Source organism: Blastococcus litoris, from assembly GCF_003075095.1.
GTDB classification, from domain to species: domain Bacteria; phylum Actinomycetota; class Actinomycetes; order Mycobacteriales; family Geodermatophilaceae; genus Blastococcus_B; species Blastococcus_B litoris.
On the sequence record NZ_QCZF01000007.1, the window covers coordinates 91,029 to 112,451 of the forward strand.

Here is a 21,423-nt window from a genome sequence, read left to right on the forward strand (position 1 = left end):
CGCAGGCCCGGTCACCGCGCCGCCGCCCGATCCGCTGCGCCGGCCGCGAGGGCGTCCTCGCGGGCGAGGCCGGCGCGCGTGACGCGCCACCCGTGCGCCTCGCGGTCCCAGCTGTTGGCGCCGGGTCCGTCGGCCCGCAACTTGTACTTCTCGACCTTGGCCGTCGGGGTCCGCGGGAAGTCGTCGACGATGTCGAACCACCGCGGGATCATGAAGTACGGCATCACCGCAGCGCAGTGCATCAGCAACTCCTCCGGCGTGAGGGACGAGCCCTCCCGGAGCCGCACCAGCGCCCACACCTCGTCCTCGCCAACCGGGGACGGCGTCGCGACAGCGACCGCCTCGGAGACCGCCGGGTGCTGGAGGAGGAGCGACTCGACCTCGAAGCTGGAGATGTTCTCCCCGCGCCGGCGGATGGAGTCGGACTTGCGGTCGTCGAAGAAGAACCAGCCGTTCTCGTCGACGTGCCCGCGGTCCCCGGAGTGCAGCCACAGGTTGCGCCAGGACTCGACCGTCCGCTCCGGCATCCCGATGTAGCCCGATCCGACGAGGTAGGGGCGCCGGGGCCGGACGCAGATCTCGCCGGTCGTGCCGACCGGGACCTCGTTGTCCTGGTCGTCCAGGATCGCCACGTCGTAGTACGGGCTGATCCGGCCGCAGGAGCCCGGCTGGTAGTCGTCGTCCACGCCGCGGAAGAGCGGCAACCCGACCTCCGTCGACCCGAACACGGTGGTGATCGTGCAGCCGAAGCGCTGCTCGAGCTCCTCGTGCACGTCACTCGGGTCCGGGACGGAGTAGATGGTCCGGATCGTGGTTCGAGCGTCCTCGGGGTGCGGCGGGCGGGACAGCAGCATGTTGCAGATCCCTCCGACGCCGACGAAGTTCGTCACGCCGTGCTCGCGCACGTCGTCCATGAAGGTGGAGATGCTCAGCCGGGGGAGCAGGAGCATCCGGCCGCCGCAGACGAGGGTGGCCACTGTCAGGAACTTCGCGCCGATGTGGAAGAACGGGAGGAAGTTCATCACGATGTCGTCCTCGCGCAGGCCGTTGATGTCGGCGTACATGTAGCCGTAGGCCGTCAGGTAGTGGTGCGTGAGCAGGACGCCCTTGGAGGGCCCGGTCGTACCCGAGGTGAAGATGATCCCGGCGATCGAGTCGTGGGGGACCGGTCGGTCGAGGTCGGACTCGTGCGCGACGACGGTGAGGTCGTCGAAGGGTCGGCACCGCGCCGGCAGTGCCCGCGCCTCGCTGCTGCCGCGCACGAAGACCTGTCGCACCAGGGGGAGGCCGGGCGCGATCGCCAGGACCGCCGGGAGGTAGGCGGCGTCGACGACGCACTGCGTCGCCTGTCCGACCGACAGCTGGTGTTCGAGCATCGCGCCGTGGTACGCCGTGTTGATCGGGACCTCGACGGCGCCCACCTTGCCCAGCGCCAACCACAGCGCCAGGTAGTCGGGGGAGTTGTCCATCAGGACGGCGACGTGGCTGCCCTCGCCGATGCCCTGGTCCTGCAGGTTGCGCGCCACGCGGTTGACGCGTGCGTTGAAGGCCCCCCGCGTGTGGACCTCCTCGCCGAAGGTGAAGAAGACGGCGTCGGGGTCCTCGGCGGCCCGCCGCTCGAGCAGAGCGACCAGGACGACGTCCTCGGCCGCGACGGGTGCGAAGTGGCTGTGCGTCATGAGTCCTCTCCTTCGAGGGTGTGCCACCGGGCGATGGCGTCGAGCGCATCGGGGCTGACCAGGCTGTCGCGGCTCACGACGGAGTCGACGGCAGCGCCCTGCAGGATCCGTTTGACCGGGGTCTCGAGCTTCTTGCCGGACAGGGTCCGTGGGAGTGCGGTCAGGACCACCACGTCGTCAGGCACGTGCCGCGGCGACAGCTCCGAGCGGAGCCGACGGCGGATCTCACCCCGCACGCGCTCCTCGTCCTCCGGCCCGGGGCCGACCACGAACAGGATCAACCGGCCCGCGCCGCCCGCCGGGTCCTCGAGGTGGACGACGAGGCTGTCGGTCACGCCGGGCACGTCCTCGGCCACCGAGTAGAAGTCCGAGGTGCCCAGCCGGACGCCGCCGCGGTTCAGGGTTGAGTCCGATCGGCCCGAGATCACGCTGGCGCCGTCCTCGAACAGGCAGATCCAGTCGCCGTGCGTCCACACGCCCGGGTTCTGGTCGTAGTAGGCCGCGCGCAGCCGCCGGCCGTCCGGGTCGCCGGCCAGGCCCACGGGCATCGACGGCATCGGGGTGGTGACGACGAGCTCGCCGGGCATCCCGAGCACGGGGGCACCGGAGTTGTCGAGCGCCGCGACGTCCACGCCCAGCATGCGCACGGGGATCTCCCCGGCCCGGACCGGGCTCAGCGGCGAGGCCCCGACGAAGGCCGAGCAGATGTCGGTGCCACCGGACGCGGAGCCGAGCAGCACGCCGGGGGACACGTGCTCGTAGACGTAGGAGTAGCCCTCGGCCGGGAGCGGCGAACCGGTCGAGCCCAGGCCGCGCAGGGCCGACAGGTCGTACTCGCTGCCCGGCCGGAGGCCGGCCGCCCGGCAGGTCATGAGGAAGGACGCCGACGTGCCCAGGTAGGTCACGCGCTCGTCCGCGGCGGCCCGCCAGAGCGTGCCGAGGTCGGGCCAGCCGAGATTCCCGTCGAGGCACACCACCGCCGCGCCGTGGAGGAGCGCGCTGACGGCGTAGTTCCACATCATCCAGCCGGTGGTGGAGAACCACAGGAAGCGGTCGCCCGGTCCGACGTCGTTGTGCAGCCCCAGGGCCTTGGCGTGCTCGAGCAGGATCCCGCCGTGCCCGTGGACGATCGCCTTGGGCAGACCGGTGGTCCCGGAGCTGAACAGCACGTAGAGCGGGTGGTCGAAGGGAACCCGGGCGAACTCCAGTGGCCCCTCGTCCCGCAGCAGGACCGCCCACGGCAGGCCGTCGGGCAGGCCGTCGCCCAGGTAGGGGATCGAGACGACCTCCCGGACCGAGGGCAGCGCACCCCGGATCGCCGCGACCTCCTCACGCCGGTCCATCGCCTTGTCGCCGTAGCGGAGCCCGTCGACGGCCAGGAGGACGACCGGCTCGACCTGCGACAACCGGTCGACGACCGCCCGGGGGCCGAACTCAGGTGGGCAGCTGACCCACACCGCTCCCAGGGAGGCCGTCGCCAGGAAGGCGACGATCGCCTCGGGGATGTGCGGCAGGTACCCGGCGACCGTGTCCCCGGGGCGCACCCCGAGGCCGAGCAGCCCGGTCCGGCAGCGCGCGACCTGCTCGCGCAGGTCGTCGAAGCCGAGCTCCACCCGCGCCCGCGTCTGCGAGAGGCCGATCACCGCCGGGCCCTCGACGCCCGGGTGCCGCAGGGCGTGCTCCGGGTAGGACAGTCTGGCGCCGGGCAGCCACGTCGCAGGCATCGTGCGGTCGGCCAGGAACGACGTCGCGCCGTCGATCCGCAGGTCGAAGAACTCCGCGACCGCTCGCCAGAAGCCGTCCAGGTCCGCGACCGACCAGGCCCAGAGCTCGTCGTACGTGCTCGGCGCCCCTCGGCCGCTCTCCGCCAGCCAGGCGCAGAAGCGGCCCATCCGGGTGCGCTCGAGGGCGTCCGGACCCGGGCTCCACAGGACCTCGCCCCGGGGCGGGGCCGGCGCGGTCGTCACCGGACCCCCTCCACCACGCCGGCCGTGCGCACTGCTGCTGCATCCGCCAGCACGTCGGTGGTGTGGGCCCCGACTGCCGGAGGCGGCCCAGGCAGGGGCAGGGTGCTCCGGGACAGCCGTGGGCCGGGCGCCGGCTGAGTCACGCCGGCGACGTCGACGTAGGTCCGCCGGGCGAGGTGGTGGGGGTGCTCCACGGCCTCGGGGAAGGTGAGCACCGGGGTGACGCAGGCGTCGGTCCCGTCGAAGAGCGCCGACCAGTGGGCGAGGTCCTCGGCGGCGAAGATCGTGGCCAGGGTGCGGGCGAGCTCGCGGCAGGAGTCCTCGTCGTCGCGTCGCCAGTCGGCGGGGTCCAGACCCACGGTCCGCAGCAGCAGGGCGAAGAACCGGGGCTCGATGGCGCCCACCGCGACGGCGCGCCCGTCCCGGGTGGCGTAGGTGCGGTACCAGGGGCGGCTGCCGTCGAAGGCGTTGGTGCCCCGCGGTCCCCACCGGCCCGTGGCGAGCATGCCCAGGGTGGTCGCGGTCAGCCCGGCGACACCGTCGCTGATCGCGGTGTCGACGACCTGGCCGCGGCCGGACCGCTCGCGCTCGAAGAGTGCCGCCAGCACGCCGAAGGCGAGGTAGAGGCCGCCTCCCGCGTAGTCGCCGAGCAGGTTCAGCGGGACGGGCGGCGGGCGGTCGGGGTCACCCATGGCGTCGAGCGCGCCGCTGAGCGCCACGTAGTTGATGTCGTGGCCGGCCGCCTGGGCCAGCGGGCCGTCCTGCCCCCACCCGGTCATGCGCGCGTAGACGAGGCGCGGGTTGCGCGTCAGGCAGTCCTTCGGTCCGATGCCCAGACGCTCGGCGGCCCCGGGCCGCATGCCCTCGATGAGGACGTCGGCGGTGTCCAGCAGTCCCAGCAGAGCGGCGCGGCCGTCGTCGTCCTTGAGGTCCAGGACGACGCTGCGCTGGCTGCGTCGCCGCGGGTCCTGCGCGGGCGGGACCGAGGTCGTCTGCTCCGTGGGCCGGTCGACGACGACGACGTCGGCCCCCAGGTCGGCGAGCATCATGGCCGCGTGGGGGCCTGGTCCGAGGGATGCCAGGTGGATCACGCGGATCCCGTGCAGAGGGGCGGGGGAGGTCGGCACCGCCCGGTCGCCGCTCATCCGAACCGCGGGTCTCTGCGCTCGGTGAAGGCGCTGAAGCCTTCGAGGGCGTCCTCGCGCCGGTAGCCCTCCAGGGCGACGTCGGCCTCCCAGGCGAAGGCGTCAGCCAGCTCCATGTTCTGGCCCTGGTAGGCCAGCTCCTTGGTGCGCGCGACGGCCCACGGGCTGTAGCCGGCGATGGTCCGGGCCCACTCCATGGCCGCATCGACGACCGACTCGTCGTCCACGACGCGCTGGGCGAGCCCGATGGCGGCGGCCTCCTCGCCGTCCACGGTCCGCGCCAGCAGCAGGAGCTCGAGCGCCTTGGACAGCCCGATGAGCCGGGTGAGCCGCTGGCTCTGCTGGGCCCCCTGCACGGCCCCGCGCCAGAGGCCGGTGGGACCGATGCGGGCACCGCGGCCGACCACCCGCAGGTCGCAGGCGAGCGCGAGGGCGAACCCGCCGCCCACCGCGTAGCCCTGGATCGCGGCGATGAACGGCTTCCAGATCGGCCACGGGCGGGGGATGGGTGGCGGACCGCCACCGTCGGGGCCGAACGAGCTGTTCTCCTGGTACGCGTCGATGTCGCCGCCGGAGCTGAACGCCTTGTCGCCGGCGCCGCGGATCACGGCGACGCGGATGTCGTCGTCCTCCTCGATGCGGGCGTACGCCTCCGTGAGGCCCGCCCGCATCTCGGCGTCCACGGCGTTGCGCTTGGCCTCGTTGTCGAGCACGACGACGGCGATGCCGTCCGAGACGCTGAAGTCGATCCGTCCCATCAGTGGACCTCCGTCGTTCGCACGGGCCCGGACCGCTGGATCCGGCTGTGGAGCGGGCGGCCGAGGACGTCCTCGGCGAGGCGGCCGGCGCGCAGCAGGGTCGGCAGGTCGATGCCGGTGGGCACGTCCATCTGCGTCAGGGCGGCGACCAGGTCCTCGGTCACCACGTTGCCGCTCTCGCCGACGTCTCCCTGGTCGACAGCGGACGGTTCGCCCCCGACGCCCCCGAGGCTGGCGTCGACGGTGCGTACCCCCGCTTCGATCGCGGCGAGGGTGTTGGCGATGCCGACTCCGCGGTTGTCGTGGAAGTGGGCGACGAAGTCGACGTCCGGCCACTGCGTCACCGCGTCGGTGAACAGACGGCGGACCCCACGCGGGTCGGCCATGCCGGTGGTGTCGCCGAACATGATCGACCGGACCCCGAGGCCGTGCGCCCAGTCCACGAGCCCGAACACGGTGTCCGGCTCGACCCGGCCCTGGATGGGACACCCCCACGCGGTCGCCACACCGATCAGCGGGTCGATCCCGGCCGTCCCGAGCGTGTCCACCATGGCGGCCACCTGCTCCTTGTGAGCAGCGTGATCGCGGCGCAGGTTGGCCACGTTGTGCGGTTCGCTCGCCGAGAACGGGATGCCGCAGCGGTCGATCCGCCGGATGCCGCGGTGCGCCTCGACCACGCGGGAGGCGCCGCGCACGTTCACCGTGAGCACCCGGATGCGGAAGGACTCGTCGATCCCTGCCAGCACCTGCTCGGCGTCGGCGAACTGCGGCACCACCGACGCGGGGACGAAGGACGCCGCGTCGATCTCGCCCACTCCGCTGGATGCCGCCGCGGTGATGACGCTCAGCTTCGCGGACGTCGAGAGGGTCTCGGGCCAGCCCTGGATGCCGTCGCGAGCCCAGGCCTCGCAGACCGAGACGGGATCGTGCGTCTCGACGGCGGTCACAGGACCGCCACCGGGTTCACCGGGCTCGCCACGCCTCCGACGAGGCGGAGCGGTGCCACCACGAGCAGGAAGTCGGTCCGACCGGTCGCGGCCAGCTCCTCGAGGTCCATGAGCTCCAGGAGGTGCACCCCCCGGTTCCGGATCAGGGCGACGTGCATGGGTGCGGCGTCAGCGGGGTCGGGGGAGGGGCCCGCCTCGACCGCGATGTTGTCCGCCCCGACGAGGGCGAAGCCCTGCTCGTCGATCCAGGCCGCGCACGACGGGTCGAGGCCGGCCCACGTCAGTGCGCTCGCGGTGCCGGCACGCCACCGGGCGAGCCAGCCGGTCCGGACGAGCAGGGCGTCGCCCGGCTCGGGCGTGAGCCCGGCCTGGTCGAGCGCCCCCTGCAGGTCGTCGGCGGTCAGCCGGTGGTCATCGGTGTCCGCGGGACCGTGCGGCGGTCCCGCGTCCACGAACAGGGCGCGGGTGACGATCGGGCCGGCCTTGTCGATGCCGCATCGTGCCGCGCCGCGACTGGTCACCTCGTCAGCGGAGAAGCCGTTCCACATCCGGTGGTCGGCCCACACGTGGGCCAGGGCGTCGAGGTGGGTGGTGGCGCCGGTGGGCAGCACCAGGGTGTCGTCGGCGAAGCCGAAGCCCCGCTCGCTCAGGCCGGCCGCGTAGTCACCGCCGTCCCGGACCATGAAGTGCTGGAGTGCAGGGCGGCGGTCGGCACCGGGGCCCTGTCCCGAACGCAGGGGAAGGCCGAGGGAGACGGGCGTCCCGGCCCGCACGCTGGCCAGACCGCGGAGCGTCGCCTCCGGGGTGACCCGGTTCAGGGCTCCGCGCTCGTCGTCGTCCCCCCAGCGGCCCCAGTTCGACGCCAGGACGTCCGATGTCCCGGCCGCCTCCGCGCTCACCGGGTCCGCCAGGCCGGGAGGCGCTTCTCCGCGAAGGCCGCCGTGCCCTCTCGGGCGTCGGCGACCCCGAGGTTGACCGTCAGCGCGGCCTGCAGCATCTGCAGGCGCGTGTCGACGTCCCCGTTCACAGCCGTGTAGAACGCCGTGCGGCCGAGGGCCACGGCCTGGGGGGAGGCGTGGCGCAGTTCGTCGGCCAGGGCGTCGACGGCCTTGTCGAGCTCGTCGTGCGGGACCACGTCCGAGACGAAGCCTAGCCGGGCTCCCTCAGGCGCGCTGATGCGCCGAGCGGTGAGCATGAGGCCGAGTGCCTGCTTCGGCGGCATCCAGTGCAGCAGCGGCACCGTGATCATGTAAGGCCAGAGCCCGACGTGGACCTCCGGCACCCCGAACTGGGCGCGGTCGCTCGCGACCACGAAGTCGCAGGCGAGGGCCAGGCCGAAGCCACCGGCGAGTGCGAAGCCCTGCACCCTGGCGATGGTGGGCTTGCCGAGCGCCCACAGGTCCCCGAACAGCTGCGCCAGCATCCCACGGTCCTGGTGTGCCCGGAGCGCGTCTCCCTGGGCAGCCATCTCGCGGAGGTCCCCGCCGGCGCAGAAGGCCTTGTCGCCGGCGCCCTCGAGGACGAGGACGCGGGCGGTGTCGTCGCGGGCAACGGCGGCCACCCCCTCGCGCAGGCCGGTGAAGACCGACGCGCTGAGGGCGTTGCGCTGCTCCGGTCGGTTGATCCGCAACCGGGCGACGCCGTCGGCGACGTCCAGCAGGACGTCGTCACTGCTCGCAGTCATGACCTCTGCCCTTCTCGGCCGCTCGTCGACGGGCGCCGCGGTTGAAGGGGAAAAGCTATCAACGTCGGTGTTGACAGTCAACGCCCTATAGTTTGGACTCACAGCGTGAAGGGGTGCTCATGAGTTCGATCGGCTCGCGCCGCGCGGCCGCTGCGGCGGCCGCCGCAGACAGCCCGGCGTACCAGGAGCGGCGGGACGCGATCCGGGCAGCCGCCGGTCGCGTCTTCCACCGTCAGGGGTTCGCGGCCACCAAGCTGACCGACGTCGCAGAGGAAGCCGGGATGGACCGGGCCTCCCTCTACTACTACGTGGGCTCCAAGGAGCAGTTGTTCCGCGAGGTCGTCGCCGACGCGGCGTCGGCCAACATCGTCGACGCCGAGCGGATCGCCCAGTCGGAGGCGCCTGCCCGGGAGAAGCTGACGCTCCTGATCGGCTCGCTGATGACCTCGTTCGAGCGGCACTTCCCCTATCTGTACGTGCTGGTGCAGGAGGACTTCCAGAAGCTGAACCACCACGCCGACCAGCCCGACAGCGAGTGGATGGCCGTCCTGCGGGACTGGAACGACCGGTACGTGAACGCGGTGAAGTCGGTGATCTCCCAGGGGTTGCGCTCGGGGGAGCTACGCAGCTCGTTGCCCGCAGGGATCATCGCGAATGCGCTCATCGGGATGATGGATTCCTCGCACGTGTGGTTCCGTCCCAACGGCATGATGGACGCAGCCGAGATCGGCGCCGGGATGGCGGACATGCTGCTGGACGGCCTGGCCGGCTCGCCACCCAGCTGAGTCTCCTCGTCGTCGGTGGTTGTTCCGAGACGCGGTGCGCCTCGTCGCCGAAGTGGCTCCGTTGAGCCGAGGTCCGTCCGTCAGCGGCCCGCTGCGCCAATCCAGGACGCTCGGCGACCAGCTCATCAACAGGGATGTTGACAACCGGCTCTTCTTCAGGCTCGACAGTTCCCGGCGTACAGGCCGACTCGTCCGTCGCCTCGCCGGGACCACGACCCACGTGGTCGGCGGAGGCGTCGGGTCGATCAGAGGATCCCGAGCCGGCGAGCCCGGCGGACCGCTTCGCTGCGCCGGGTGGCCCCGAGCTTGCGCAGGATGCTCCGGATGTGGGTCCGCACGGTGTTGACGGAGACGAACATCGCTGCGGCGATCTCCGCGGTCGAGAGCATGTCCGCGAGGTGCCGGAGGACCTCGGCCTCGCGCGGGCTGAGCTCACCGATGACCACGGGTCCGAGGACGGGATCGGAGGTGACGCAGGACCCGGCATCCGGTCGTCGCGGGAGGGGAACAGCGAGTGGAGGCGGCGCGGTCGGGCTCAGCCAGGCGCCGGCGGCCGCGAGCCGTGGGTCGGAGCGCAGCAGGGGACGCAGCTGCGGTGACGCATCGAGGAAGGGCCGGCGCAGGCGCTCGGGCGCCGCGAGGCGCAGTGCCCGCTCGAGGGTGGCCACGGCCTCGGCCGTGTCGCCGGCCTCAGCGTGCCGGCAGGCCCGGACGACGGCGCTCTCGACGGCGAGCACCGGCGTCGACCGTCCGTCCGGGATGGTCGACGACCCGCGCGGGCCCCCGCCGAGGCCGATCGTGCCGGCGGTGGCGCGCAGCAGCGCTGCGCGGACCGACGCGGCCGGCAGGCCGTCGAGCAGCTGCCGGAAGCCGGCGCCGTCCCGGCGGGCGAGGCGGATCCGCGCGGCCTCGACGACGACCTGCTCCCGTAGCCAGCGGGGGAGCGGGGGACGTTCGAGGACCGGCCGCAGGACTCGTTCGGCGGAATCGAGATCTCCCTGCGCCCGACGCAGCCGGCTGTGGAGCACGGCCTGGACCGCCCCGCTGACGAGATGGTCGGTCGGACGGTGCTCGGCGCGGCCGAGCCAGCGACGGGCGCTGCCCAGCTCGTGGCGCTCCAGGTGCGTCCACGCGGCCGCAGCGGCCGCGGTGCTCGTCCGCCGGGTCTCGGGGAGCCGGTGCTGCTGGGCGAGCGCCTCGTGCTCGTCCACGAGGGCCGTGGCGTGCCCCAGCCGTCCGGCGAGCGCTTCCAGCAGCGCCAGGTCGCCGAGGCACCGCGCGTGCAACCGGGCGCCGACATCCGTCGCCCTGAGGAGGCCCAGCGCACGGACCACCGCGTCGTGGAGGGTGTCGTCCGAGGCGTCCGTGCGCAACAACGCCGCGGATCCGGCGCCGGCGAGGACAGCTCTCAGCGCGGCTCGTCGCGACTCCGGCACCGTGCGCAGACCGAGCAGGAGCGTCTCGGCGGCGTCGGCCGCGGCCCTGACGTCGTCGTCGGCCGGACCGGCCGCCAGAGCGGACGCACACGTCACGGCGGCGGCCACGCGCAGCGCGTCACGGCTCCCGGCGTCGGCGGCGGCCGCCGCCGCGCGGGTCAGGTCCGCCGCCACCGGCGACGCCCCCTCGCCGAGCGCCGCCGCGGCGCGCAGCACGGCCGCGTCGGCGCTGCATGCCTGGCTCGGGAGCGGATCGGTCGCGGCTCCGTCGGCCAGCAGACGGGTCACGGCCAGGTCGTCGACGAGCAGGCGGGCGGTCAGTTCGTCGTCCCGTGCCGCCTGCGCGTGCCCGACCGCCCGCGGCATGTCTCCGGCAGCGGCGAACCAGTCGGCGCAGACGCGGTGGAGTGCGGCGAAGGCGCCAGGGTGCTCGTAGGCCAGCTGGGCCTGCAGCAGCTCGCGGAACAGGGCGTGGATGCGGAATCCGCCGGGGGCGTCGGCGGCACGCTCCACGAAGGCGTTCGCGGTCGCCAGCGACGCCAGCATCCGGAGGCTGTCGGGTCGCCCGGTGAGCCGCTGCAGCAGCTCGGGCCACAGCTGCTCCGTCACGCTGATCCGCAGCAGGAAGCGGCGCACGGGGGCAGGTTGCCGGGCCAGCACCTCGGCGGAGAGGTACTGGGCGACACTGCCGTCGTCGGCCGTCAGGGCGGCGACCAGCTCCTCGGGCGGGACGCCGCGCGTGAGCTGGGCGGTGGCCAGCCGCAGCGCAGCCGCCCAGCCCTCGGTGGCCTCGCACAGCGCGGCTGCCACGTCGGCGGCGACCGGAGCGCCGAGAGCCGCGAACAGCGCGCCTGCCTCCTCTGCGGTGAACGCCAGCTGATCGGTGCGGATCTCGGTGAGGACGTCGTCGAGGCGGTAGCGGTGCAGCGGCAACCGCGGGTCGGCGCGCGCGCACAGCACCATCCGCAGCCGCGTCCCCGCGTGGTGGACGAGCCGGTCGAGCGCGTCCAGGAGGTCGTGGCGGGTCAGGCAGTCGGCGTCGTCGAGGATCAGCACGGTCGGCGCGGGCAGCGCGAGCACGGCCGCGGCAAGCTCGGTGGCAGCCTCCGGCGCCGGCCCACCCCGTTCGGGCAGCCTCACCCCGGCGCGCCGCACCGACGCGGTGACCAGGGTCCAGAAGACCGTCGGGGCGTCGTCGGCGTCATCCAGGGACACCCACGCCACGTGCTGCACGTCATGCTGCGTCTGCAGCCAGGAAGCGGCGACCACCGTCTTACCCGCGCCCGCGGGCCCGCTGAGCAACGTCACCGGTGTCGTGGCCACGGCGCGGGAGAGCGCGGTCAGCAGCCGCGGGCGCGGTACCGGGGAGAACCCCAGCGGCGGTGGCGCCAACTTGCACTCCGGCACGTCGATGTCGAAGCCACGTGACGAGCGGAGGGCCACGGACCGGCTCTCGTCGTCGAGAGCCGTGAGCACTTCGGACATCAGGGTCCTTCCTGCCTCGTCCGCAGCGGAGCCGCGGGCTCTGAGGGCGACCTCGTGGTGGTGGGGGACGAGCCGGTCGAAGGCGGTGCGAGGGGGACGGGGTGGGGTGGTCCGGCTCCCGTCACACCAGGCCCCGCGCCCGGGCGCGCGCCACCACCTGATCGCGGGCGGGCGCTCCGAGCAGGTCCTGCAGCCGGCGGATGCGGGTGCGGACGGTGTTGGTCGAGATGGACATCGCTGCGGCGATACCGGCGGTGGACCGTCCCTCGGCGAGGTGGCGCAGCGCCTCGAGGTCCCGCGCGGTCAACCGCGTCCGAGGGGGGCGATCGTCCGTCGTCTCCGTGGGCGGGGGTCTTGCCATGGTGGATCTCCCTCCCGGCGCCGAGTCACCGCCACGCTAGGAGGGGAAAAATCCGCCCGCTTCCCGATCTCGGACGGTTCACTTGCGCACGATGGACATCCGACGGGAGTCGACGGACCGCTTCGTCCGCTGGGCGGCGCTCGTCGGCTTCCCCGAACTGTGCCGATCCGTCGGCCTGGACCCGGGACGGCTGCTCGCGGACGTGGGACTGCACCTGGCGGAACCCCTCGACCACGACACGTGGATCCCGGCCCCCCCGGTCGCCCTCGTGCTGGAACGGGCGGCCGTCGCATCCGGTTGCGACGACTTCGCCGTCCGGCTGAACCGGTGGCGCCGGTTCTCCCACCTGGGTCCGATCTCGCTGGTGCTCCGCGAAGAGCCCGACCTGCGCAGCGCGCTCGACCTGCTGATCCGGTACCAGCGGGCCTACAACGGGGTCATCGACCTTCGGCTGGTCGAGACCGGCGACCTCGCGACGGTGCACATCCGCGTGGACTACGGGCGACCGGTTCCCGTCCGGCAGCCCCTCGACCTCACCGCGGCGTCGCTGATGACCACCATCCGCGGACTCGTCAGCGCCGCCTGGGAACCACGCGTCGTCTGCTTCTCCCATCCGGCACCGGCCGATCTCACCGCGTTCCACCGGGTGTTCGGCTCCACCCTGCGGTTCGACCACGAGTTCACCGGTGTGGTCTTCTCGGCCCGGGACCTGGACGCCGCGACGGTGACCGCCGACCCGGGGTTCCGGCCCTATGCACGTCAGCTGCTGCAGTCGCTGGCGGCCCCCCGGCCCGTCACCGTGGCCGACGAGGTCGGCTCGCTGGTCGAGTTCCTGCTGCCTCTCGGCAGCTGCTCGCTGGCGCGGGTGAGCCGTGACCTCGGGGTGCAGCCGCGCACCCTGCACCGGCGGCTGGCCGCCGAGGGGCAGAGCTTCTCGGCGATCGTGCAGGCCACGCGTGTCCGTCTCGCCACGCACTACCTGGCCAACGAGCGCTTCACGCTCACCGAGGTCTCGGGCATGCTCGGCTTCGCCACACCGAGCGCCTTCTCGACGTGGTTCCGCCAGCACTTCGGCACCAGCGCCAGCGACTGGCGCTCCCGCACCCGGGTCCCGCCTGCGCACGACAGCGCGACGCGGGTCGAGGCGGGCCGAGGTGGGTGAACCCGCGCCGGTCGGCGCCCTGACGGCGGCCGGTCGCCGACAGGTGTTCCCGTGGTTGGTGCTGGCCCTGTCGTTCGCACTGCTGCTGTCGGACTTCATGTGCCGGCAGGTGCTGGCAGCCGTCTTCCCGCTCCTGAAGGTCGAATGGACCCTGACGGACACCCAGTTGGGCGCACTGGCCAGCGTCGTCGCCCTCACCGTGGGCGTGCTCACCGTCCCGCTGTCGATCCTCGCCGACCGCTACGGGCGTCGCCTGGCGATCCTGGGCATGGCCCTGGTGTGGAGCCTGGCCACGCTCGCCTCGGCGGTGGCCGCGAACTACGGCCAACTGCTGGTCGCCCGGCTGTTCATCGGGGCCGGAGAGGCCGCCTACGGCAGCGTCGGTCTGGCCGTGGTGCTGTCGGTGTTCCCCGCGCACCGCCGGGCGGCGCTGTCGGGGGCCTTCAGCGCCGGCGGCACGTTCGGCTCCGTGCTCGGCGTCGCGCTCGGCGGGGCGCTGGCAGTCCAGTTCGGCTGGCGCTGGTCGGTCGCTGCCATGGCTGCGGTCGGGCTCGTCCTGGCTGCGCTGTACCGGCAGCTGATCACCGAGGCGAAGCTCGCCGAGCACGCGCAGGACGGGTACCTCGACAACGCGGCCCCGATCCGGACCGGGCGGTCCCGGCTGACCTCGCTGCTGTTCCCCCCGTCCGTGCTCTGCGCGTACCTCGGCGCGGGTGTGCAGCTGTTCGTGGCCGGTGCCCTGCTCACCTGGCTGCCCAGTTACCTGCATCGCGCCTACGGCCTGCCGACGGGGGAAGCGGCGGGGCTCGCGTCGCTGCTGCTCCTCGGCATGGGCGTGGGCATGATCGGTTGCGGCCTGCTCACCGATCGCCTCGCCCGCGGCGCGCCCGTCCGGATCTGGACGACCGCGATGGGCTACGCGGCAGCGTCGCTGCTGCTGCTCGGTGTCGGCTTCGCGCTGCCGCCCGGCACGGCGCAGTTGACCCTCATCGGTGCCGGCGCCTTCTTCGCCGCCGGCACCACGGGTCCGGCGGGGGCGCTGGTGACCGACCTGACTCCGGTCCAGGTCCGGGCCAGCGCGCTGGGTGTGCTCGCCCTGGCCTACAACCTGCTCGGCCTGACCCCCGGACCACTGGTCATCGGGATGCTCGCCGACCGGCTGGGCCTGACCACCGCGATGAGGCTCGCACCCGCCGTCTCGCTCGCGGCCTTCGCCCTGCTCGCCGTCGGCCGCGCACGAGCGGGGCGCATCGGGCGCACCTCCTCGTAGCTCGCGACACCGGCGAGGTCGACCCCCGTCGGTCCGCTCAACCCCGCGGCCGCGCGTTGAGCCGGGCGGCCTGCCGCGTGAGGTGGTCGCGCTCCGCCAGGTTGGGCGCGGCCAGCGCCGCCTCCGCGTAGAGCCGGGCCGCTGTGCCGAGATCGTCCGCGCGCTCGTGGAGGTACGCCGCCACCGCCGCGTACCGGGGCAGGGCGCCGTCGAGCTCGCTCAGGGCAGCGAGCCCGGCGCGGGCGCCGTCGGCCTCCCCGACGGCGACGGCCCGGTTGAGGAGCACGACCGGGCTGCCGGTCAGCCGGACGAGCTCGTCGTACCACTCGACGATCTGCACCCAGTCGGTCTCCTCGTGGCTGCGCGCGTCGGCGTGCAGGGCGGCGATCGCTGCCTGGGCCTGGAACTCGCCCAGCCGGTCTCGGACGAGGGCGGCCTGGAGGACGTCGACGCCCTCGGCGATCAGCCGCGTGTCCCACCGGCCGCGGTCCTGCTCGGCCAGGGGCACGAGGCCGCCGTCGGGGCGGGTCCTGGCCGGTCGCCGGGCGTGGTGCAGCAGCATCAGCGCCAGCAGGCCCGCCACCTCCTCGTGGTCGATGCGGGCCGCCAGCTGCCGGGTCAGCCGGATCGCCTCCGCGGCCAGGTCGACGTCGCCGGAGTAGCCCTCGTTGAAGACCAGGTAGAGCACGCGGAGCACCGTGGCCAGGTCGCCCGGTTCGTCGAACCGGACGCCCGACACGGTCCGCTTGGCCCGGCTGATCCGCTGGGCCATGGTCGCCTCCGGCACCAGGTAGGCCTGGGCGATCTGCCGCGTGGTCAGCCCGCCGACCGCGCGCAGGGTGAGCGCCACCGCCGAGGTCGGGGAGAGCGAGGGGTGGGCGCACAGGACGTACAGCCGCAGCGTGTCGTCCACCTCGGTGCCCGGCCCGGGCGCGGGCTCCTCGTCCACGCGCACCTCGCGCCGGCGCCGGGAGGTGTCGGAGCGGACGGCGTCCAGGAACTTGCGCCACGCCACCGTGACCAGCCAGCCCTGAGGGTCGCGGGGAGGGTCCTCCGGCCACACCCGGACGGCCTCCAGCAGGGCGTCCTGGACGGCGTCCTCGGCCGCCGCGAAGTCAGCTCCGCGACGGCCGAGGATCCCGATGACGCTGGGGATGAGCGCCCGGAGGCGCGCCTCATCCACCGGGCCGTCAGTCCGTGATGGTCGGCGGCTCGTCGAAGAACGGCCGCACCTCGAGCCACTCGTGGATCGGCTCGCCGCCCGCGCCGGGTGCCGAGGACAGCTCGCCGGCCAGCTCGACCGCGCGCTCCTGGCTGTCGACGTCGATCACCATCCAGCCGGCGATCAGGTCCTTCGTCTCGGCGAACGGGCCGTCCGTGACGGGCGGGCGCCCGTCGCCGTCGGAGCGCACCCACATGCCGTCGGGGCGCAGCGCCTGCCCGTCGACGTACTCGCCGGTCCCTTCGAGCCGGGTCGCGAAGTCCTGCATGTACTGCATGTGCGCCGTGACCTCGTCGGGGGTCCACCGGTCCATCGGGACGTCGTTCACCGCCGACGGTGCGCCCCGGTAGTGCTTGAGCAGCAGGTACTTGGCCATCGTTGTCTCCTTCGTGGTCCACGGCCCACCGTGGCCGTCGCACCTCGGGGACGGAGCAGCGGACGGGTTCTCGACATCCTGCCGGGAGAAATTCTGCGCACGTCCGACGACGTGGTTGCGGTACGTGTCCGTCTTGACACCCGTCGGGTGCGTCACCAGCCTCTGAGCATGACGGTGATCCCGCTTCCCCGGCACGGGCGATGGGCGTGGGACCTGCGCGGCGAGGGCCGCGCGGTCCGGGTGACGGCCCACGTCGACTCTGGCGTGATGAACCTGAGCCTCTGGCGCGGAGGTGTGTGCGTCGGAAGCGCCCAGCTGCTGCCGGGCGACGTCGCGAAGCTGGCGGGCGGGCTGACGGAAGGCCTGGCGGAGATCGCCGCCCAGTCGCGCTCGGAGCCGGCCGGTGATTCCCGACGGATCGCCGAGCTGGAGGGACGGCTCGCCGAGGTGGAGGCGCGGCTGGGGTCCTCGGCGCCGCGGCGGACCGTCGCGGGTGCGGTGGGCGCGGTCCGCTCCGCGCTCGTCTCGCGCGGGCTGCGGGCGATGGTGCGCGCCCGCTGATCCTCAGCGCCGCACGTCGTAGACCAGGTGGGTCACCTGCCTGCCCTGCACGATGCGCGGGTCCTCGAACAAGATCGGCTCGGCGATACCGCCGCTGCCGAAGAAGGGCCGGCCGGTGCCCAGCACGGCCGGCACCAGGTTGAGAACCACCTGGTCGACGAGGCCCTCGCGCAGCGCCTGCCCGCCGATCTGCCCGGCGCTCACCGACACGTCCTGCTCGCCAGCGAGGTCGCGCGCCTGCTCGATCGCGCCGCGCACGTCCCGGACGAAGGTGAAGGGCGCGCTGCCCGCGTGCTCCCAGTCGGTCGGCGGCTCGTGGGTCACCACGAACACGTGCTCGCCGTTGGCCGGGACGCCGTTCCATCCGTTGGTCAGGTCGAACAGACGCCGGCCGATCACTGCCGCGGCGATCCGCGGCGCGAACGAGTAGAGGAAGTCCGCGGTCTCCCGGGTGGTGTGGAAGACCCGGGACTCGTCGCTGAAGGTGCCGGCGACGTCGCCGTTGCCGTACCAGTCGAAGAGCGGCCCGATCGTGTCGTCGTCCCTGGCGATGAAGCCGTCGAGCGACACCGCCGCGAAGATGCTCGTCCTGCCCACATTCCTGCCCTCCTGGCCCGGACCGCGCCCGCCGCGACCGTCAGGAGCAGGACTGGCACGGCGTGCTCGACTCATCGGTCGACCAGCCCGTCGCCCCATCAGGCAGGTGCCGGCGCGCCCTCCGGTGTCACGACGAGCCAGCGGCCACCGTTCTCGACGACGTCGTGGCACAGGACCTGTCCCGGCCCCTCGTGCGCGTAGAAGTAGAGCGGGTGGCCGCCGTAGGTGACCTGGGTCGACCCGTCGTCGCGGGCGACCGTGCCCAGCAGGTCCGCCCGCACGTCGCCGGTCGGCTGCGGGGCCCCCGTCGTGAGCACCGGCGGCCAGGCCTCCGCGCACTCGCCGTAGCACTCCGGGACGCCGGCGGTCTCGATCTCGAACAGGTAGATCGCCTGGCCCGGCTCGTCGAAGAGCATCGGCCCGAACTCGCTGTCCCGGACGGTGACGGAGACGCCCGTCGCCGGCGGCGCAGCGGTCGTCGGGGCGGCCGCGCCCGGCTCCGTGCCGGGCGCGGACGACGTCGCCGACGGGGCCCGGGACGGGGCATCGGCAGCGTCGGTGGCTGGGCCGCCGCAGGCGGTGACGAGCAGGCCCGCGACGACCACTGCGGTACCGGCTCGCCCGCTGAAGAGGGTCACGCCTCATCCTGGATCGCCGTCGACCCCTGTCAATGGGATCTCCGCGGTCCGGCCGTCGCTAGGCTTCGGGCCACATGAGCGAGAGACGACCGGCGCGACGCACGACCGGCGGTGCCGCGTGAAGCTGCGCCGGAAGCGGGTCCTCGTCCTCGGCGGCGCGCGGTCGGGCAAGTCCTCCCACGCCGAGGGCCTGCTGCGCCGGGAGCGATCGGTCGAGTACGTCGCGTGCGGTCTGCCACCGAGCGAGGACGACGCCGAATGGGCCGGTCGGGTCGCGCTCCACCGCGACCGCCGTCCGGCGTCGTGGACGACGAACGAGACCGTCGACCTCGTCGCCGTGCTGGGACGGCCGGGGCCGCCGGTTCTGGTCGACTGCCTGACCACCTGGCTGGCCCGGGTCATGGACGACTGCGGCGTCTGGACCGACCAGCCCGGATCGGCGGAGAAGCTGGCGTCCGCCGTCGACGACGTCGTCGCCGCCTGGACCGGCACCCGTCGCCGGGTCGTCGGGGTCAGCAACGAGGTCGGCTGGGGCATCGTCCCGGCCACGCCGTCGGGACGACGGTTCCGCGACGAGCTCGGCGTCCTCAACGCCCGGATCGCCGCCGCGTCCGACCGCGTGTGGCTGGTGACCGCGGGATTGCCCCAGCGGCTCCGGTGACCGGTCAGCCGCTGAACCTGACGACGCCGCCCTCCGTGGCGCTCAGGCGGGCGGCGTCCAGGACGGTCATCGAGGCGACGGCGTCCCGCGGCTCCACCGGCAGCGGCCCGAGTCCTCGGACGGCGCGCGCGAACAGCGGGTAGAAGTCCGACCAGGCGCCGTTCTCCGACGGGACCGGTTCGCCCTCGTCCCCCCGGTGCAGCCGCCCCCAGCGCAGCGAGGGCTCTGCACCCCACGCCGGGCCGAGCGACTCCGGCGTGTGCCCGGCCAGCAGCAGGTCCTCCTGGCCGTCCATCAGCGTGCCGTTCACGTAGCTGCCGCTCGTACCGGTCACTCGGAACCGCGGCCCGGGCGCGCCCTGGCTCCAGCTGCCCCACAGGTGCGACCGCGCGCCGCTGGTGTGGGTGAGGGCCACGAACACGTCGTCGTCGAGACCGTTCTCGCGGGTCCGCCACTCGGCGTACACCGAGGAGACCGGTCCCATGAGGACGAGTGCCTGGTCGACGAGGTGGCTGCCGAAGTCCAGCAGCGTTCCACCGCCGGCGGTGCCCGGGCCGTCCTCGGGAGCCAGCCGCTCGAAGCGCAACTCGAAGCGGACGACGTCGCCGAGGGCGCCGTCGTCGACCAGGCGCCGGACGGTCAGGAAATCGGAGTCCCACCGCCGGTTCTGGTAGGGCGAGAGCGCCAGCCCTCGCTCCTCGGCCAGCTCCACCGACCGCCGGGCGGCGTCGGCGTCCAGCGCGAAGGGCTTGTCGCACACGACGGCGAGGCCGAGCTCGAGGGCCCGGTCGGTCAGCTCGCTGTGCGTCGCGGCGGGTGTGGAGATCGCGACCGCCTCTGCGCCGGCGTCCACGAGCTCCTCCAGCGAGCCGAAGGTCGTGCGGCCGCGGGAGTCCTGCTCCACCAGCGCGCGCCGCTCCTCGGACGAGGTCACGACGCCGAGGAACTCGACCCCCGGCGCGGTACCGAGCAGCGGGGCGTGGAACCAGCGACCGCCGAAGCCGTAGCCGACGAGCCCGAAGCGGACGGGGGAGCCGGTGGGGTCGTCTGTCGTCACCGGTCGATCATGCCCGGGATCGACCTGGTTCGATGACCGCGTCGCGCCCCCCGCAGCCAGGAGACCCCGTGACGACGAACGCCGACCCCCCGGTGGACGCGACGGCCGGTCCGCAGATCCCGTTCGGGACGGCGGTGCGCACGTGGTTCGCCATCTCGCTCCAGACCTTCGGCGGACCCGCCGGCCAGATCGCCGTCATGCAGCGGACGCTGGTCGACGACAAGCGGTGGATCGGCCAGCGGCGGTTCCTGCACGCGATGAACTACTGCATGCTCCTGCCCGGCCCGGAGGCCCAGCAGCTGGCGACCTATGTCGGCTGGCTCCTGCACGGCACGCGGGGCGGCCTGGTCGCCGGTGGCCTGTTCGTCCTGCCGGGCGTGGTCGCGCTGCTGGTCCTGTCGGCCGTCTACGTCGGCTTCGGCTCCACCGTGGCGGTGACGGCGCTGTTCGCCGGGCTGGCCCCGGCGGTGCTCGCCATCGTCGTTCAGGCGGTGCAGCGGGTGGCGAAGCGGGCGCTGATCAGCCCGGCGCTGGTCACCATCGCCGTCGTCTCGTTCCTGGCGCTCGCGCTGTTCGCGGTCCCGTTCCCGGTGGTGGTCGTCGCCGCGGGAGCGGTCGGGTGGGCGCTGCACCGGTGGTGGCCGGCGGCCGTCCCGGAGAAGCGCAGGGCCGAGGCGGCCGACGACGGGCCGGCGCCGGTGATCCCGGACGACGTCCTGCACGCCGAGCGTCCCTCGTCGCGCCGCGCGCTGAAGGTCCTGGTCGTGGGGCTGCTGGTGTGGGGCGTGCCGTTGGCCGCCTTCGCGCTGCTGACCGGCACGGACAGCGTCTTCACCGAGCAGGGGCTGTTCTTCTCCGGGGCAGCAGTCGTGACCTTCGGCGGGGCGTACGCGGTGCTCGCGTACGTGGCCCAGCAGGCGGTGCAGGTCTACGGGTGGTTGGCGCCGGGGGAGATGGTGCGCGGGCTCGCCCTGGCCGAGACGACGCCGGGGCCGCTGATCATGGTCGTGCAGTTCGTGGCTTTCGTGGGGGCCTACCGCGCCCCGGGCGAGCTCGATCCGTGGGCCGCGGCGGTGCTCGCCTCGCTCCTGGTCACCTGGGTGACGTTCGTGCCCAGCTTCCTGTTCGTGCTCCTCGGCGCGCCCTACATGGAGCGGCTCCGGGGCAACCGCTCGCTCTCGGCGGCGCTGACCGGGATCACTGCGGCGGTCGTGGGGGTCATTGCCAACCTCGGGGTCTACTTCGCGGTGCACACGCTGTTCGCCGACACCCGGGCCGTCGACCGGTTCGGCCTGGCGGTGCAGCTGCCCGACCTGTCGAGCCTGCGACCGGTCCACCTGGCGATCGCGGTCGTCGCGGCCGTCCTGATCTTCCGGCTGAAGTGGTCGGTGCTGCGCACGCTCGGGGTCTGCGCACTGCTCGGCCTCGCCGCCGGCCTCGCCGGGCTGCCCGTCTCCTGACCTCCGCCTGGAGATCCCCATACGCGGTGGGCGGCGGTGTGACGGCCATCTCACGCTTGTTGAATACGCAGAGTTACCGGATCGGGCGACAGAGCGTCACCGGTTCGGGCGGTGCTCGACCCCTGCATCACCGTCCGTGACGCCGGTCGGGTGTCCCCCTTCCGGGTCACGG

The 21,423-nt window shown here is 73.4% G+C and carries 20 protein-coding genes; 6 read left to right on the top strand and 14 right to left on the bottom strand.

The genetic code is table 11. From position 1 onward, the window contains the following. Positions 1–11: 11 nt before the first annotated feature. Genes DCS98_RS15915 through DCS98_RS15945 form a run of 7 tightly spaced genes read right to left on the bottom strand, consistent with a single transcriptional unit; the run spans position 12 to position 8,180 of the window. On the bottom strand, positions 12–1,679 hold the full coding sequence (locus DCS98_RS15915; protein ID WP_116452366.1) for an AMP-binding protein: 1,668 nt from the start codon (positions 1,677–1,679) through the stop codon (positions 12–14). Then, positions 1,676–3,646 (bottom strand): acetoacetate--CoA ligase, encoded by a 1,971-nt coding sequence (locus DCS98_RS15920; protein WP_241038118.1) that lies wholly within the window; start codon positions 3,644–3,646, stop codon positions 1,676–1,678. Before DCS98_RS15920 ends, DCS98_RS15915 begins: the two co-directional genes overlap by 4 nt. Next, entirely contained in the window at positions 3,643–4,791 is a 1,149-nt protein-coding gene (locus DCS98_RS15925) for a CaiB/BaiF CoA transferase family protein (RefSeq protein ID WP_116452367.1), read from the bottom strand. Before DCS98_RS15925 ends, DCS98_RS15920 begins: the two co-directional genes overlap by 4 nt. Next, positions 4,788–5,549: an enoyl-CoA hydratase/isomerase family protein gene (locus tag DCS98_RS15930; protein WP_116452368.1), complete on the bottom strand. Its 762-nt coding sequence runs from the start codon at positions 5,547–5,549 to the stop codon at positions 4,788–4,790. Before DCS98_RS15930 ends, DCS98_RS15925 begins: the two co-directional genes overlap by 4 nt. Beyond that, positions 5,549–6,496 (bottom strand): beta/alpha barrel domain-containing protein, encoded by a 948-nt coding sequence (locus DCS98_RS15935; protein WP_116452369.1) that lies wholly within the window; start codon positions 6,494–6,496, stop codon positions 5,549–5,551. Before DCS98_RS15935 ends, DCS98_RS15930 begins: the two co-directional genes overlap by 1 nt. Beyond that, entirely contained in the window at positions 6,493–7,395 is a 903-nt protein-coding gene (locus tag DCS98_RS15940) for a cyclase family protein (RefSeq protein ID WP_206340296.1), read from the bottom strand. Before DCS98_RS15940 ends, DCS98_RS15935 begins: the two co-directional genes overlap by 4 nt. Continuing rightward, positions 7,392–8,180, bottom strand: a complete 789-nt coding sequence (locus DCS98_RS15945; RefSeq protein ID WP_116452370.1) for an enoyl-CoA hydratase/isomerase family protein — start codon at positions 8,178–8,180, stop codon at positions 7,392–7,394. The genes DCS98_RS15940 and DCS98_RS15945 overlap by 4 nt, the downstream gene beginning before the upstream one ends. Before the next feature lie 119 nt (positions 8,181–8,299). Between DCS98_RS15945 and DCS98_RS15950 the strand changes: the two genes are divergently transcribed. Continuing rightward, positions 8,300–8,965 carry a TetR/AcrR family transcriptional regulator gene (locus DCS98_RS15950; RefSeq protein ID WP_164704607.1) on the top strand — a complete coding sequence of 222 codons (666 nt, stop codon included), beginning with the start codon at positions 8,300–8,302 and terminating at the stop codon, positions 8,963–8,965. Between the two features lie 245 nt (positions 8,966–9,210). Here the strand turns inward: DCS98_RS15950 and DCS98_RS15955 are convergent, their stop codons facing one another. Together DCS98_RS15955 and DCS98_RS15960 are read right to left on the bottom strand one after the other, a co-directional pair. Then, positions 9,211–11,886, bottom strand: coding sequence for a winged helix-turn-helix domain-containing protein (locus DCS98_RS15955; RefSeq protein WP_116452372.1), 2,676 nt, complete (start codon positions 11,884–11,886; stop codon positions 9,211–9,213). Positions 11,887–12,007: 121 nt separating this feature from the next. Next, a complete protein-coding gene (locus DCS98_RS15960; RefSeq protein WP_206340297.1) occupies positions 12,008–12,193 on the bottom strand; it encodes a response regulator transcription factor in 186 nt (61 codons plus the stop codon). Between the two features lie 145 nt (positions 12,194–12,338). On the opposite strand from DCS98_RS15960, the gene DCS98_RS15965 reads away from it, so the two are divergent. Next, positions 12,339–13,409 (top strand): AraC family transcriptional regulator, encoded by a 1,071-nt coding sequence (locus DCS98_RS15965; protein ID WP_116452374.1) that lies wholly within the window; start codon positions 12,339–12,341, stop codon positions 13,407–13,409. Then, a complete protein-coding gene (locus DCS98_RS15970; RefSeq protein ID WP_206340298.1) occupies positions 13,402–14,679 on the top strand; it encodes an MFS transporter in 1,278 nt (425 codons plus the stop codon). The genes DCS98_RS15965 and DCS98_RS15970 overlap by 8 nt, the downstream gene beginning before the upstream one ends. Positions 14,680–14,716: 37 nt before the next feature. Here the strand turns inward: DCS98_RS15970 and DCS98_RS15975 are convergent, their stop codons facing one another. Further along, complete coding sequence (locus DCS98_RS15975) at positions 14,717–15,862, bottom strand: RNA polymerase sigma factor (protein ID WP_116452375.1); 1,146 nt, start codon at positions 15,860–15,862, stop codon at positions 14,717–14,719. A gap of 7 nt (positions 15,863–15,869) precedes the next feature. Continuing rightward, positions 15,870–16,277 carry a YciI family protein gene (locus tag DCS98_RS15980; RefSeq protein ID WP_116452376.1) on the bottom strand — a complete coding sequence of 136 codons (408 nt, stop codon included), beginning with the start codon at positions 16,275–16,277 and terminating at the stop codon, positions 15,870–15,872. Between the two features lie 168 nt (positions 16,278–16,445). Between DCS98_RS15980 and DCS98_RS15985 the strand changes: the two genes are divergently transcribed. Continuing rightward, a complete protein-coding gene (locus DCS98_RS15985) occupies positions 16,446–16,838 on the top strand; it encodes a hypothetical protein (RefSeq protein WP_116452377.1) in 393 nt (130 codons plus the stop codon). Positions 16,839–16,841: 3 nt separating this feature from the next. Here the strand turns inward: DCS98_RS15985 and DCS98_RS15990 are convergent, their stop codons facing one another. Then, positions 16,842–17,435, bottom strand: a complete 594-nt coding sequence (locus DCS98_RS15990; protein ID WP_206340299.1) for a dihydrofolate reductase family protein — start codon at positions 17,433–17,435, stop codon at positions 16,842–16,844. 98 nt (positions 17,436–17,533) lie between these two features. Then, positions 17,534–18,073, bottom strand: a complete 540-nt coding sequence (locus DCS98_RS15995) for a COG4315 family predicted lipoprotein (protein ID WP_116452379.1) — start codon at positions 18,071–18,073, stop codon at positions 17,534–17,536. A 118-nt stretch (positions 18,074–18,191) separates the two neighbouring features. Here DCS98_RS15995 and cobU point away from each other — a divergent pair, with 118 nt between their 5' ends. Then, entirely contained in the window at positions 18,192–18,734 is a 543-nt protein-coding gene (gene cobU, locus DCS98_RS16000; RefSeq protein ID WP_241038120.1) for a bifunctional adenosylcobinamide kinase/adenosylcobinamide-phosphate guanylyltransferase, read from the top strand. A gap of 4 nt (positions 18,735–18,738) precedes the next feature. On the opposite strand, the gene DCS98_RS16005 is transcribed toward cobU, so the two are convergent. After that, a complete protein-coding gene (locus DCS98_RS16005) occupies positions 18,739–19,791 on the bottom strand; it encodes a Gfo/Idh/MocA family protein (protein WP_116452380.1) in 1,053 nt (350 codons plus the stop codon). A 68-nt stretch (positions 19,792–19,859) separates the two neighbouring features. Between DCS98_RS16005 and chrA the strand changes: the two genes are divergently transcribed. After that, positions 19,860–21,251, top strand: a complete 1,392-nt coding sequence (gene chrA, locus DCS98_RS16010) for a chromate efflux transporter (RefSeq protein WP_241038129.1) — start codon at positions 19,860–19,862, stop codon at positions 21,249–21,251. The last annotated feature ends 172 nt before the right edge of the window (positions 21,252–21,423 follow it).